Source organism: Mucilaginibacter sp. P25 (assembly GCF_050859465.1).
GTDB classification, from domain to species: domain Bacteria; phylum Bacteroidota; class Bacteroidia; order Sphingobacteriales; family Sphingobacteriaceae; genus Mucilaginibacter; species Mucilaginibacter gossypii.
Genome location: NZ_CP193937.1, coordinates 340175 through 353569, shown reverse-complemented (window position 1 = coordinate 353569; position 13395 = coordinate 340175). Strand labels below are relative to the sequence as shown.

Here is a 13395-nt window from a genome sequence, read left to right as displayed (position 1 = left end):
AAAACCATGAACTATCAACTATGAACCATGTGCTAAGTTTAATAATCGTCGCTACCGCCACGGCCAGGCCTTTCATCATCATCAAAGCCTTCATCATCGCTAAATTCATTGCCGAACTCATCTTCTTCCTCTTCTTCTTCGCCGCCGCTGTGTTTTTCTTCCGGCAGGTCATCGGTATCTGTAACTTCCGAAAAATCTTCGGCATCCTCCGGGTTAAAGGCCATTTCGTTCAGAAAGTCGAAGTCTTCGGTAACAGGCGGTAAAACGGTAGCGTTAAATGCATTGCCAAATTGTTTAGGCGCTTCGCCAACTGATTTTACAACGGCAGGGTAAGTGGTGCCCGGCGTTTCATCTAAAATGATCTTCATCAGTTCCACATGAAAATCAAACGGACGATCGAAATTGAATGTATAGTAAAATTTTTGGTGCGGGTCATCAATAAAACTCAACAGCTTTACTTTATTCATTAATGATACACCACGGTCAATACGCCTTTGGTTAGGCAGGTAAGTTATTTCTTCACCTTTAGTCCACTGATCATTACTGATATAAAATGATGAAGAAAATTCCGGATTATAACCAGTTGACTGATGAATTGCGCGGTGAAGATCTTCGAAAGTTTGATTTGATTTTACATCAATTTCTCTCGTAACGTCATCGTAGTCTTCAAAAGTAACCCTGAACCTGTATACTGCCATTGTTTATTGTAGATTTTGGACAAAAATAATAATGTTTTAATTTAATTTGGGGTAGTCACAACTTTTAAGCCAATTTCAATGCCTTTGCTGATTGTAAAGGTTAACGCGGCCTCACGATTGTTGGGAATTTCGCCTTCCAATATGGCTTCGCGGATCTGATTTTTGATTATTCCTACCTCGCGGCCTTCTTTTATCCCAAATATGGTCATGATATCGTTACCGGTAACCGGCGGCTGCCAGTTACGGATGCTGTCGCGCTCCTCAACGTCTCTTAATTTTTGTTGAACAAGCTCAAAATTGTTACGATATTTTTTAACCTTATATTCGTTTTTGGTGGTGATGTCTGCTTTACACAACAACATCAGTGCTTCAATATCGTCCCCTGCCTCAAAAAGCAAACGCCTCACTGCTGAATCGGTAACTATGGATTGTGAAAGTACGATGGGCCTTAAATGCAGTTGCACCAACTTTTGAACTTGCTTCATTTTTTCATTAAGCGGCAGCTTAAGCTGGGTGAAGATCTTGGGCACCATGCGTGCGCCCCGGTCTTCATGACCATGAAAGGTCCAGCCGTGGCTGGGCTCAAAACGTTTGGTGGCGGGTTTGGCTATGTCATGCAGTATAGCAGCCCAGCGTAACCACAGGTCGTCAGTAGTTTCGCAGATGTTGTCAAGCACCTGAAGGGTATGGTAAAAGTTATCCTTATGACCTTTGCCATCTACATAGTCAACCCCGTAAAGGGCTACCATTTGCGGGAAGATCTTATGCAGCAGTCCGGTATCAAACAAATAATTAAAGCCGATTGATGGTACCGGCGACAGGATGATCTTGTTCAGTTCATCGGTAATCCGTTCCTGCGATATGATGCTGATCCTGTCGGCAGTGGTTTTAATGGCTTCAACAGCGATATCATCAATCCTGAAATTAAGCTGGGTAGCAAACCTGATGGCCCGCATCATACGCAGCGGATCATCAGAAAATGTTTCGTTAGGATTAAGCGGCGTGCGGATCAGCTTGTTTTGCAGGTCGGCAATGCCGTTAAAGGGATCAAGCAACTCGCCAAAAGTATCCGGGTGGAGGGAAATAGCCAGCGCGTTGATGGTAAAATCGCGGCGTTTCTGATCATCTTCCAAAGTGCCATTCTCCACAATTGGCTTGCGCGAGTCGCGACGGTACGATTCCTTGCGGGCGCCAACAAACTCTATCTCCAAATCGCGGTATTTGAGCGAAGCCGTACCGAAGTTTTTATAAACCGCCAGTTTAACTCTAAGCGTATTGGCAACAACTTCGGCAAAAGCAATACCGTTGCCAATAATTACGATATCAATGTCCTTCGACGGGCGGTTCAGGAAAATATCGCGCACAAAACCACCTATAGCATAGGCCTGTACATTTTGTTCGCCCGCCAAACGGGATATAACAGAAAATACGGGATGCCTGAGGTGTTGTTGCATAGTTGGATGCTTAAAAACGCTAATAAGGGTACAAAGGTAAGATTAATTGGTAAAATGCCCCGGTAAAGTCAAAAGTCTTAGTCGAAAGTCCTAAGTATCTTTCCACTTAATAAACAAAACTTTCAGACTTCAAACTTTGGACCTCATACTTCCGGCTTTCTGCACGACAGGGGGTTAATAGGGTTAACACAATTTTAATTATTTTATTTAAATAATTGATAGTCAGTATATTGAATATGTAGAGGGGTTACACAAAAGAATTTATAAAAATGTTTCTGTTAAAACATATCTTCAAAAACACCTTTTTAACTAATCACTAATCTCCAGCCTCTGATCCCTCGTTAACGACGCAAAAACTCAAACCGCCCATCAGGAGCCAGCCTCATGATGGTTGACGGTGTTTTGATCTCTTTGCTATGCTGCTCCAAATCAACTACGTAATCAACACCATCAATAATTTCCTGGTCTATTTGCGAAAAATATTGCGGCGAGGGCTTACCGCTAATATTAGCTGATGTTGACACCAAAGGTTTGCGTAAACGCTGAATCAATTGCTGGCAAAAAGGGGTGTCTTTTACAACCCTGATCCCCACGCTGCCATCGGCAGCAATTAATGCCGGAGAAATGTTTTTGGCGCCCGGCATCACCAGCGTTAAGGGGTTTTCGGCGTATTCAATCAATTCAAAAGCCAGCGGGTTTACTTCACTGATATAGCTTTCCAGCTTGTTTTCGGTATCCAGCAAAATGATCATGCTTTTGGCCTCATCGCGCTGTTTTAGGCGATAGATCTTTTGAATGGCTTCGGTGTTGGTGGCATCGCAGCCTATGCCCCAAATGGTATCGGTAGGGTAAAGGATGATGCCACCCTCTTGTACAATTTTAAAAGCCTTGGCTACTTCGTCTCTAAGCATGGTTCAAAATATTTTGGTAAAGCTGCATTAATTGCAGGCTTAGTTTATCATTGGTAAAATTAGCTGCGTAAGCGCGGCCTTTGGTTATCATGGTTTGCCTTAAGTCATCATCACTAAGCACCTGGTTTAGTTTTTCAGCAAGACCGATATCATCATCAGGGTTCACATACAGGCTGCCTGGCCCGCCTGCTTCTTCAAGGCATGAGCCTGTTGCTGCTATAACCGGCGTGCCGGAGTTTAAAGCTTCTAACACGGGTATACCAAATCCTTCGTACCGTGATGGATAAACAAACACCGATGCCAGTTGATAAACAGCAGGTAACTCTGCAAAGGTAACGTCTTTTAAAAATATTACCCGGTGGTTTAAGTTATTAGCCGTTATATACGTTTTAACCAATTCTGTGTATTGGGTTTCTTTGCCAATTACCACCAGTGGTATGTCATTGACGTTTTTTAAAGCCATAACGGTTAACAGCAAGTTTTTGCGTTCTTCAATAGTGCCAACACTCAAAATAAAGCGGTTGGGCAGGTTATATTTTTCTTTTACTGCCGATTTTTGCGCGGCGGTTTGTTCAATTGCAAATGAAGGGTCACATCCCTGGTAAACAACTTCTATTTTTTGGGGGCGATGGTGAGCAGGTCGACAAGATCATCCTTTGTTTTTTGGCTTATGGCGATAATTTGATCCGCGACACGGCAGGCATGTTTAACCTTAGCGAGGTAAATACGGTAATTAACCGCACCAAAATGTTTCGGATAACGCATGAAGATCAGGTCATGCATGGTAACAACCGACTTAATGCCGGTATGTTCGATTCCCGAAGGCAACTCGTGACTTAAACCATGGTACACTTCAATACCATCACGTTTTAAATCTTTGATAATTCCTTTACTACGCCACCATGAAGTGAACCATTTGCTTTTTGGGGTAACAGTGCGAATGCTGGGATAATCGCCAATAAAATTAAGCCGTGGATTAGCTTTGGCCTTTGGCGTATATAAATATAAAAGGTTGGATAGATTGAGCGACGCTATGCCTTTAATTAACCAGCGGCTGTAATTACCTAAGCCGGTATTATTGTAAAAAGCCCGTTTAGCATCGTATCCTATCTTCATGTTTTAGATATGAGATGTGAGATATGAGACGTGAGAAATGCTGCATTCTCAGAGGAATATAGCAGATGTGAAATAAAGGTATTGCCGGAATCTTTACCATGCAAAATCTCATATCTCACATCTGATATCTCATATCTATAATTATACCGCTACGTTATTTTCACGCAGGGCGTCATTTAATGACGTTTTTTTATCGGTTGATTCCTTACGGGTACCGATGATGAGGGCGCAAGGCACCTGGTATTCGCCGGCAGCAAACTTTTTAGTATATGAACCCGGAATTACTACTGAGCGGGCAGGTACGCGGCCTTTATATTCAACCGGGGTGCTGTGGGTAACATCAATGATTTTGGTTGATGCGGTTAACACCACGTTTGCACCTAATACAGCTTCATGTTCAACATGTACGCCCTCAACAACAATTGCACGTGAACCAATAAAGCAGTTATCTTCAATAATAACCGGGGCAGCCTGTAGCGGCTCCAACACACCACCAATACCAACACCACCGCTTAAGTGTACGTGTTTACCAATCTGCGCGCATGAGCCAACAGTAGCCCAGGTATCAACCATGGTACCTTCATCAACATAAGCGCCAATGTTTACGTATGATGGCATCATGATGACGCCTTTAGCCAGGTGGGCACCGTAGCGGGCAATACCATGAGGTACAACACGAACGCCGGCTTGCTTGTAATCCGTTTTGAGTTTCATTTTGTCATGAAAAACAAAAGGGCCGGTTTTAATTTCTTCCATCTGCCTGGTCGGGAAATACAAAACAACCGCCTTTTTAATCCACTCATTTACATGCCAGCGTGTGCCAATGGGTTCGGCCACACGGATCTCGCCTTTGTCCAAACGGTCAATAACGGTTTCAATGGCGTTGGTGTATTCATTATAGTTCAGCAGGTTCCTGTCTTCCCAGGCCTCTTCAATCAGTTTTTTAAGATCTTGCATTGGTGAAATTAAACTTTTGGCAAATTAAAGGATTTTTAAGGAAATATGTTTTAAAAGATTGAATGTCATGAAAGAGCGGCGGGAGTTGAAAGATTAATTACAACTAAGTGCAGGAAAGGCCTTGACAAAGTATTATGGATTCTTTGAGGAAGCCTTGAGTGTAATAGCAAGTTGCGTTTAGTATTTGGGCCTTTATGTGTTTGATATTACACATTTATACAATATGCGGACAATTAGTTAATACTGCATAAAAATACATTAAGTAAGCCTTAATTTTATATAAACGGAAACCAACGTTTAAACTAATTAGGTGTCAAAGCCTTCCGGACAGCGAGTGTCGGGGAGGCTTACTTTTTTTATTTCAACGGGCGATTATAGCTATAATTCCAAGGGATATAATTGGATTTTTGGGTAAATAACTTGATTTTAAAAGAGCGTTTATTTATTGTTGTTTGTTAGTGTTGCTGGCAAATAAGTTTATAAAGTATTAAACATTAGTACTTTACTTATCGTGCAACTGCTGTTATATCAATCTGTTACCTTGGATGAGTATTGGTATAATTGTTTTACCTTTTAATTTATTACTGTTACCCAAATTATTCCCAGGTATGACCCCATTTGTACTAATTGCCATTATTTTACTTGGCCTGGCTTTGCTGCTTATTTTTGCGTTTTGCTTTTTAGCTTTCTCAAATACATCCAAAGACGCTATTATCCACACTGGAAATTTCCTGATTATGTTAGCGTTGGTTATGCCGAACATCTTTATCATAAGTTCATTAAAAAAGACCTGCCCAAGTAAGTTGTAAAAAGTACCGGATCATAAAAGGTTTTTGATAACTACAATAATCTCTGGCAAAGCCGTTTTAAAAGCCGTAAATTTGAGGCTTTATACTTATACCACCGTCGGGATAGCGGCGTGGCAAGTTGCGTTTCAGCTGTAAAGCATCTCCCGAATATGGATGCTTTTATTTGTACGTAAAATGATATTGGTAAATTAGCCGGCCGACCGGATAATCGGTGTAAAAGCAATTGAATGTTATGGCCGAAAAAGAGAAACTGAGAATAGATAAATACCTGTGGGCCATCCGCGTGTTTAAAACCCGTACGCTTGCTTCTGATGCCTGTAAGGCCGGCCGCATCAAGCTGGATGGTAAAAACATCAAGCCGTCATACGAGGTGAAAATTGGTGATGTTTACCAGGTAGCAAAAGGTATAGAGCGCAAGGTAGTGAAGGTAACCGGCTTGTTGGAAAACCGGGTAGACGCCAAAACGGCCGTGAATTTTTATGAAGATATAACTCCTGTTGAACAAACCCAGGCCTTTAAATCAATGTTCCATGCCCCGATACTGAAGCGTGATCGTGGCACGGGCCGTCCCACTAAGGCCGACAGGCGCGAAATTGATGACCTGAAAGATAATTTTTTTGAAGAGCAGGAGGAGAACCAGGATTAAGCAGATTTTAGGGATTGATGGATTTTGATTTGCAAATGTGAATCAAATTCCTGCCCATCTGATAAATCCTACAAATCCGGGTTCAGACCAATTTACCCCCTCAAATTCCGGTCAATAATGATCTTTATGCTCGGTTGTTTCCCAAAGTTTAAAGGCAGTTAGCGCTTCATCACGAAGGATTTGGACAAAAGGAAGCTTGCGTTTTTCCATGGTGCAGCCCAGTTCATCATAAATAAAATGATCGTCGAACCCTATCGCAGCGGCATCGGCTTTGGTATTGGCGTAATAAATTTTATCTATACGTGCCCAGTAAATAGCGCCCAGGCACATTGGGCAGGGCTCACAGCTGGTATAAATTTCGCAGCCTGATAAATTATATGTTCCCAGTTCCTGGCAGGCCAGGCGGATCACCGAGACTTCGGCGTGTGCGGTAGGATCATTAGTGGGTACAACACGGTTGGCGCTGCGGGCTATGATCATGCCGTCCTTAACAATTACGGCCCCAAAAGGCCCGCCCATTCCGCGCTTTACATTGTCTTCGGCCAGTTCAATGGCTATGCGCATAAATTTTTCGTGTACCGTATTTTCCATATTGCCCTAAATTAAAAAACCTCAACCGAAGTTGAGGTTTTAATTTGAAAATGTGTCAATTTGAATATTTGAAAATGACTTGTAATGTTCAAATTACTTCATCATCAAATTTTCAAATCAGGATATTATTTTTTGTCTTTAGCGTAAGCTTCGTTAAGGCGTTTGGCAACGTCAACGGTAACATCTAAAGATGGATCACCATACAATACGGTTGGATTGGCTTTTGAATAGGTTAACACCAGTTTGTAGCCTTTTTCTTTAGCATAACCTTTTACAAAGTCGGCAATTTTATCATACAGTTTAGCATTTTCAGAAGCTTGCTCGTTTTGGAATTCGGCACCTGCATTTTGAGAGTAGCCTTGTAATTCCTGTTGTTTACGCTGTAACTGTTGCTCGGTAGCCTGGCGTTGATCAGCCGGCATGGTAGCCTGATTTTTCTGGTATTCGGCAACCTGGCGTTGAAATGCTTGACCGCGGTTTTGCAAGTCGGTTTGTGATGCTTTTCCTTTTTCTTCAAGGCGTTTTGACATATCCTTAAAGTAATCGTACTTGTTTAATAAAGAATCAGAGTTTACATAAACAATAGTTTCTTTATCAGGAGTTGCTGTGGTTGCAGCAGCCGGTTTATCGGCGGTTTTATTTTGAGTACAGGCCGCAACGCTACCTGCAATTGCTAATCCTAAAGTAAGTTTGGTTAAAACTGAAGCACTGGTTTTCATTTCTGTCAATCTGAAAATTATTATAAAATTTTGACAAAGATAATCTTTCATTGCAAGTATCCTAATGATTTCGAATATCGGATTTTCGATTTCGGATTTGTTTTTTAAAGATTACGTTGATTGATTTTTAGTTTAGTTTATGGGATTGCACCGATTAATTTTTGACTACACCGATTTTCCCTGAACCGGGATTTGGAGGGATCAAGGAATAACCAGCTTTTTGAAGCTATAAGCAAATTCGATAAATTCTTTAATTTCATAAAATTCGGGCTCAGACAAAATCAGCAGGGCAAATAAAATCCAATAAATCCTGAAAATCCACCCTAATCCCGGTTCTGACAACTCTCCACAACAGTACTTTTATCCACAAATAATCGTTAATACGGGGTATTTTTTGTAATTTTGAAGATTGTTTCATTAAATAAATATGAGCGAAGAAATTCAGGATAAATCCAATTATTCAGCAGATAACATACAGGTTTTAGAGGGTTTAGAGGCGGTACGTAAGCGTCCGTCGATGTACATTGGCGATACAGGTGTTAAAGGTTTGCACCACCTTGTATATGAAGTAGTTGATAACTCTATCGACGAAGCCCTTGCCGGTTATTGCGATGATATAAAAGTTACTATACATGTTGGCAATTCCATAACCGTATCAGATAACGGTCGTGGTATCCCTACGGGTATCAATACAAAAGAGGGTAAATCGGCGCTTGAAATTGTAATGACCGTTTTGCACGCCGGTGGTAAATTTGATAAGGATACTTATAAAGTATCCGGCGGTTTACACGGTGTGGGTGTGAGTTGCGTTAACGCATTATCAACCCATGTGAAGACCCTTGTGCACCGTGAAGGCAAGATCTTTACCCAGGAATACGAACGCGGCAAGCCGATGTTTGACGTTAAGGAAATTGGCGTATCTGATAAAACAGGTACTATCCAAACCTTTCAGCCCGATCCGGAAATTTTTACTACCACTACCGAGTATAAATATGATACGCTTGCTGCCCGTTTGCGTGAGTTGTCATTCCTGAACAAAGGCATTCGCCTGAGTTTAACCGATGAGCGTGAAACCCAGGAAGATGGTACTTTCCGTAGCGAAGAGTTTTTCTCAGAAGGTGGTTTGCGCGAGTTTGTTAAGTTTTTGGACGGAACACGTACATCGATCATCCCTGAGCCCATTTATGTAGATGGTAATAAGGGCGGTATCCCGGTTGAACTTGCCCTGCAGTATAATGATACTTACAGCGAGAATGTTTTTTCATATGTAAATAACATTAACACCATTGAGGGTGGTACGCACGTAGCAGGCTTCCGTCGCGGTTTAACCCGTACCTTAAAAGCTTATGCCGATAAAGAGGGCCTGCTGAAAAACGTAAAAGTTGAGATCAGCGGCGATGACTTCCGCGAAGGATTAACTGCCATTATATCAGTAAAAGTTCAGGAGCCTCAGTTTGAAGGCCAAACCAAAAGTAAGTTGGGTAACAACGAGGTAATGGGCGCGGTTGACGTAGCTGTGGGTGAAATTTTGGGTAACTTTTTGGAAGAGAACCCTAAAGAAGCCCGCCTGATTGTAAATAAAGTAATCCTTGCCGCTACCGCCCGTGCCGCCGCCCGTAAAGCGCGCGAAATGGTACAGCGCAAGAGTGTAATGACAGGTTCGGGTTTACCGGGCAAACTGTCTGATTGTGCCAATAGCGATCCAACCCTTTGCGAGCTATTCCTTGTGGAAGGTGACTCGGCGGGTGGTACCGCCAAACAGGGCCGTAACCGCGAGTACCAGGCTATTTTACCATTGCGTGGTAAGATCCTGAACGTGGAGAAAGCCATGGAGCACAAGATTTACGAAAACGAAGAGATCAAGAACATGTTTACCGGTTTGGGCGTAAGCCGCGGTACGCCTGAAGATGATAAAGCCCTTAACTTAACCAAGCTCCGTTACCATAAGATCATCATCATGACGGATGCCGACGTGGACGGTTCGCACATCACCACGCTGATCCTTACCTTCTTTTTCCGTTACATGAAGGAGCTTGTTGAAGCCGGTTATGTATATATTGCTTCACCGCCGCTTTACCAGGTTAAAAAAGGTAAGGAGTATGAATATTGCTGGAATGATGTACAGCGCGATGCTGCTATCCAGCGCCTTAAAGGTGCCGGTAAAGAAGACAGTGTGCACGTGCAGCGCTATAAAGGTTTGGGTGAGATGAACGATATCCAGCTTTGGGATACTACCATGAACCCCGCTACCCGCACGCTTAAACGTGCTACCATTGAAAACGCCGCCGAGTGCGACCATACCTTCAGCATGCTGATGGGTGATGAAGTTGCCCCACGCCGCGAGTTCATTGAGCGAAACGCTAAATATGCTAAGATAGATTCGTAAGCGATGCCCCGACCCCTGCAGGGGAGGGATGGTTGATACATTTTTAAGACCCGCTTCTTTTGAAGCGGGTTTTTTTGTAGGAGCTTGGTCCCTGCCAGGTTTGGCGGGGCGTATTTAAATCAATTTTGCCGGAGCTGTTGTAATCGCTAACTTTAATTATGGAACACTATGATAACCGGATTGATGCCTACATCGAAAAATCGCCCGAATTTGCAAAGCCGATTTTAAACTATCTGAGAGCTGTGGTGCATGAAGCCTCGCCTATGATAATTGAAACCATGAAATGGAGCATGCCTTTTTTGATTACAAAGGTGTGGTTTGCAATATGGCCGCTTTTAAACAACATTGCGCATTTGGTTTTTGGAAGGCATCGTTATTATATGACCCACAAAAGATATTGAGCCTGGCCGATCAGGCTGCAGGTAGCTTCGGTCGCCTGACCAGTATTGATGACCTTCCTCCAAAGGAAGCACTTATTGAGTTTATACAGCAGGCGATGGCCCTAAATGAAGATAATAAACCCAGGCCGGCTTCCCAAAAGAAGCCGCCCGCTCAACGCGACGAGTTGGTGGTACCTGACTACTTCGTGAAATTTTTAGAAGCCCATCCGCAAGCCTGGCTAAACCTTAACCAGTTCAGCTACTCGCAGAAAAAGGAGTATATTGAATGGATAACCGAGGCCAAAACCGAGGCCACCCGGCTTAAGCGTATGGAAACTGCCGCTGAGTGGCTTACTGAGGGTAAATCAAGGCACTGGAAGTACAAATAAATTCCCAATACCGAATATTAAACTTAACGCTTATGTTTTTCATCGATCTTAAGTATATCGCCCCTCTTGAAGAGGTTGATGCTTATATGGAGGTCCATCTAAAGCATCTTAATAAATATTATGATGAAAAGGTATTTGTTGTTTGGGGGCCTAAGGTGCCGCGCACGGGTGGGGTAATCCTGGCCTTTGCGGGCTCAAGGGAGCAAATAGAGAAGATCATTACCGAAGATCCCTTTTACAAGCATAAACTTGCTGAATTTACCGTCACCGAGTTCTTAACTCCTGTGTATCACCCAGATTTAACTGCGCTGCTGGACGGTGCAGAATAGGTTTAGTTTACTTTATCCAGCCGGGTTGGTTTTTCATTTGGAAAGCTGAAAACCATGTACATTTTGTTGCCTTCTGTATGGAAAGTAATATCGGCCCGTTCATTTTCGTACATAAAGAACGACGCTTTTGCATATGGCACAATTACCATAGGTATTGCATCATTTTGGACGAAGTATAGTTTGCCTTCAGCAACATAAGTCTTGAATTTGTTTTTGTCATCGCCTGCTATCTGGTAATTTCCTGCATATTGTTCCAGTTGCTTTGCAGATATATCAATAGCCTTATGCTGTTTACAATAGGCAAATTTTATTGCGTTTTGCATTACTTGCGCCAATGCTGCCCCATGCCCGGCATTTGGGGTGATTGCGATAGCAATATCAAGCCCTTTACAATGCTGGTTTTCCATGTAGATTTTAAAATCCCGAATGTTTTTGCTGGTTAAGAGCTCAAAAGAACCTACGCCTAAAAACACCCTGCAGTTAATGTCATGATTATTGGCAAAGTATTTTTTAGCCGAAGGGATTAGTTCACTTCCGCTGTTGCCGGGTGCCCCTATAAAGATCATATTAAATAGATTTGGATGCTCGAACAGTACCATGGTAGTGAACATGCCACCAAACGAATAACCGTATAGTGCTTTATTATCGCTTACACGGTATTTACTTTGTATAAATGGTATTACTTCCCGCTCAATAAATGATATGAACTTTGGTCCGCCGGTTGTGGGGTTCAGATCGCGGCTGCGCTGGTTTGGTTGGCTGCCGTAACCAATGCCTACAATGAGTGCTTCAGTGGTTTCATAATCCTGCCGGAGCATGTTGAAGCAGTTCATGGCAACGGTCATGTTCCAGTCGCCATCAGTCACGTACAACACCGGGTATTTGGTTTTAGTAGTATCATAACCCGGAGGAAAATGTACGTAGATGGTATAATCTTCACCAATAACTGTTGAGTGATAATCCCATTGCACCATGTCTTTGTCCGTAAAAGGGGCAGGGGTATCGCTTTTAACCTGCGCTGCAGCAATGTTTGCGAAAAAGATAAAAGCAAGTAGATAGAGGCTGGTCTTGATACTTTGTTTCAACATGGCGTGTGGTTATATAAATTAAGATAGTCTTAATTTACAAAAGGTTACAGCGTTGCTGAAATAAAAAAGGAATGCCGGGAAAGGAATTTTCATTCCCTCCTTAGGGGGCAAGGGGGCTAAAAATCCAGCGGCCCCAACCTTTTCATATTTTTCATAATAAGGTATTGCCTGTGCCTTAAATATTTGGTTGGGTTGGTGGCCGACCATTTCAGCGGGCTTGGGAAAATCACGGCTATGGCGGCAGCTTCCTGCCGGGTTAAATCGGAGGCTGGTTTGTGAAAATAAGCCTGCGAAGCAGCCTCAACACCGTATATTCCATCGCCCATTTCAATCTCGTTCAGGTAAACCTCCATGATGCGTTTTTTGCTCCAAAAGGTTTCTATTAATATGGTAAAATAAGCTTCGATGCCTTTACGGAGTATGGAACGGCCTTCCCAAAGGAAAACATTTTTGGCTACCTGCTGTGATATGGTACTGCCGCCAATTAGTTTTTTACTGTGCGAATTTTTTTCGATGGCTTTTTCGATGGCGTTAAAATCGAAACCGTGGTGCTCTAAAAAAGTCTGGTCTTCGGCAGCAACGGCGGCACGTTTCATATTGTCGGAGATCTCGTCAAAATCTTTCCATTTTTTATCTATCTTCCATTCCTTACCTGCCGATTTACGCTGGAAGCCGCGTTCGATCATTAACCAGGTAAAAGGAGGGTTTATAAAACGGTAACCAATTACGCCCAAAAGGCTTAAACCGAAAAACAGGATGAATATCAGTTTAAAAATCCTGAATATCAATTTAGGAATGCCATAAAACTTTGAATCCGATTTTGAATTCCGTTTGCCCGACGTTGATTTTTGGTTGTTTTTGCCGAAGAATTTGAACACAGTTATAAAATATTTCCTGATAAAAGAAGAGGGTGCTTTGCTTT

At 42.6% G+C, this 13395-nt stretch carries 14 protein-coding genes; 4 read left to right on the top strand and 10 right to left on the bottom strand.

Going from position 1 to position 13395, the window contains the following annotated elements; all coding sequences use genetic code 11:
* Positions 1–38 precede the first annotated feature (38 nt).
* The 6 genes from ACRQ5D_RS01815 to ACRQ5D_RS01790 form a co-directional block, all read right to left on the bottom strand.
* Entirely contained in the window at positions 39–698 is a 660-nt protein-coding gene (locus tag ACRQ5D_RS01815) for an IS1096 element passenger TnpR family protein (RefSeq protein WP_091166667.1), read from the bottom strand.
* A 41-nt stretch (positions 699–739) separates the two neighbouring features.
* Positions 740–2152 carry a CCA tRNA nucleotidyltransferase gene (locus ACRQ5D_RS01810; protein WP_091166669.1) on the bottom strand — a complete coding sequence of 471 codons (1413 nt, stop codon included), beginning with the start codon at positions 2150–2152 and terminating at the stop codon, positions 740–742.
* 341 nt (positions 2153–2493) lie between these two features.
* The gene (locus ACRQ5D_RS01805; RefSeq protein WP_091166671.1) at positions 2494–3063 is read right to left on the bottom strand and encodes an L-threonylcarbamoyladenylate synthase; all 570 of its coding nucleotides are present in this window, start codon (positions 3061–3063) and stop codon (positions 2494–2496) included.
* The gene (locus tag ACRQ5D_RS01800; RefSeq protein WP_431200929.1) at positions 3056–3592 is read right to left on the bottom strand and encodes a glycosyltransferase family 4 protein; all 537 of its coding nucleotides are present in this window, start codon (positions 3590–3592) and stop codon (positions 3056–3058) included. The genes ACRQ5D_RS01805 and ACRQ5D_RS01800 overlap by 8 nt, the downstream gene beginning before the upstream one ends.
* An 83-nt stretch (positions 3593–3675) precedes the next feature.
* On the bottom strand, positions 3676–4179 hold the full coding sequence (locus ACRQ5D_RS01795; protein WP_432328394.1) for a glycosyltransferase: 504 nt from the start codon (positions 4177–4179) through the stop codon (positions 3676–3678).
* Between the two features lie 141 nt (positions 4180–4320).
* Positions 4321–5136 carry a 2,3,4,5-tetrahydropyridine-2,6-dicarboxylate N-succinyltransferase gene (locus tag ACRQ5D_RS01790; protein ID WP_091166675.1) on the bottom strand — a complete coding sequence of 272 codons (816 nt, stop codon included), beginning with the start codon at positions 5134–5136 and terminating at the stop codon, positions 4321–4323.
* A gap of 1041 nt (positions 5137–6177) precedes the next feature.
* On the opposite strand from ACRQ5D_RS01790, the gene ACRQ5D_RS01785 reads away from it, so the two are divergent.
* Positions 6178–6591 carry an RNA-binding S4 domain-containing protein gene (locus ACRQ5D_RS01785; RefSeq protein ID WP_091166679.1) on the top strand — a complete coding sequence of 138 codons (414 nt, stop codon included), beginning with the start codon at positions 6178–6180 and terminating at the stop codon, positions 6589–6591.
* A gap of 111 nt (positions 6592–6702) precedes the next feature.
* Here ACRQ5D_RS01785 and ACRQ5D_RS01780 read toward each other — a convergent pair whose 3' ends face one another.
* A complete protein-coding gene (locus ACRQ5D_RS01780) occupies positions 6703–7182 on the bottom strand; it encodes a nucleoside deaminase (protein WP_091166680.1) in 480 nt (159 codons plus the stop codon).
* A 125-nt stretch (positions 7183–7307) separates the two neighbouring features.
* Positions 7308–7901, bottom strand: a complete 594-nt coding sequence (locus ACRQ5D_RS01775) for an OmpH family outer membrane protein (RefSeq protein WP_090528531.1) — start codon at positions 7899–7901, stop codon at positions 7308–7310.
* A 427-nt stretch (positions 7902–8328) separates the two neighbouring features.
* Here ACRQ5D_RS01775 and gyrB point away from each other — a divergent pair, with 427 nt between their 5' ends.
* The 3 genes from gyrB (at position 8329) to ACRQ5D_RS01760 (ending at position 11385) form a co-directional block, all read left to right on the top strand.
* Positions 8329–10287, top strand: coding sequence for a DNA topoisomerase (ATP-hydrolyzing) subunit B (gene gyrB / locus ACRQ5D_RS01770; protein ID WP_091166682.1), 1959 nt, complete (start codon positions 8329–8331; stop codon positions 10285–10287).
* 283 nt (positions 10288–10570) lie between these two features.
* Positions 10571–11056 carry a YdeI/OmpD-associated family protein gene (locus ACRQ5D_RS01765; RefSeq protein WP_431199007.1) on the top strand — a complete coding sequence of 162 codons (486 nt, stop codon included), beginning with the start codon at positions 10571–10573 and terminating at the stop codon, positions 11054–11056.
* 32 nt (positions 11057–11088) lie between these two features.
* Positions 11089–11385, top strand: coding sequence for a YciI family protein (locus ACRQ5D_RS01760; RefSeq protein ID WP_091166687.1), 297 nt, complete (start codon positions 11089–11091; stop codon positions 11383–11385).
* A gap of 2 nt (positions 11386–11387) precedes the next feature.
* On the opposite strand, the gene ACRQ5D_RS01755 is transcribed toward ACRQ5D_RS01760, so the two are convergent.
* Both ACRQ5D_RS01755 and mtgA read right to left on the bottom strand, forming a co-directional pair.
* A complete protein-coding gene (locus ACRQ5D_RS01755) occupies positions 11388–12473 on the bottom strand; it encodes an alpha/beta hydrolase (protein ID WP_091166689.1) in 1086 nt (361 codons plus the stop codon).
* Between the two features lie 116 nt (positions 12474–12589).
* Positions 12590–13261 (bottom strand): monofunctional biosynthetic peptidoglycan transglycosylase, encoded by a 672-nt coding sequence (gene mtgA, locus ACRQ5D_RS01750; protein ID WP_218117281.1) that lies wholly within the window; start codon positions 13259–13261, stop codon positions 12590–12592.
* Positions 13262–13395 lie beyond the last annotated feature (134 nt).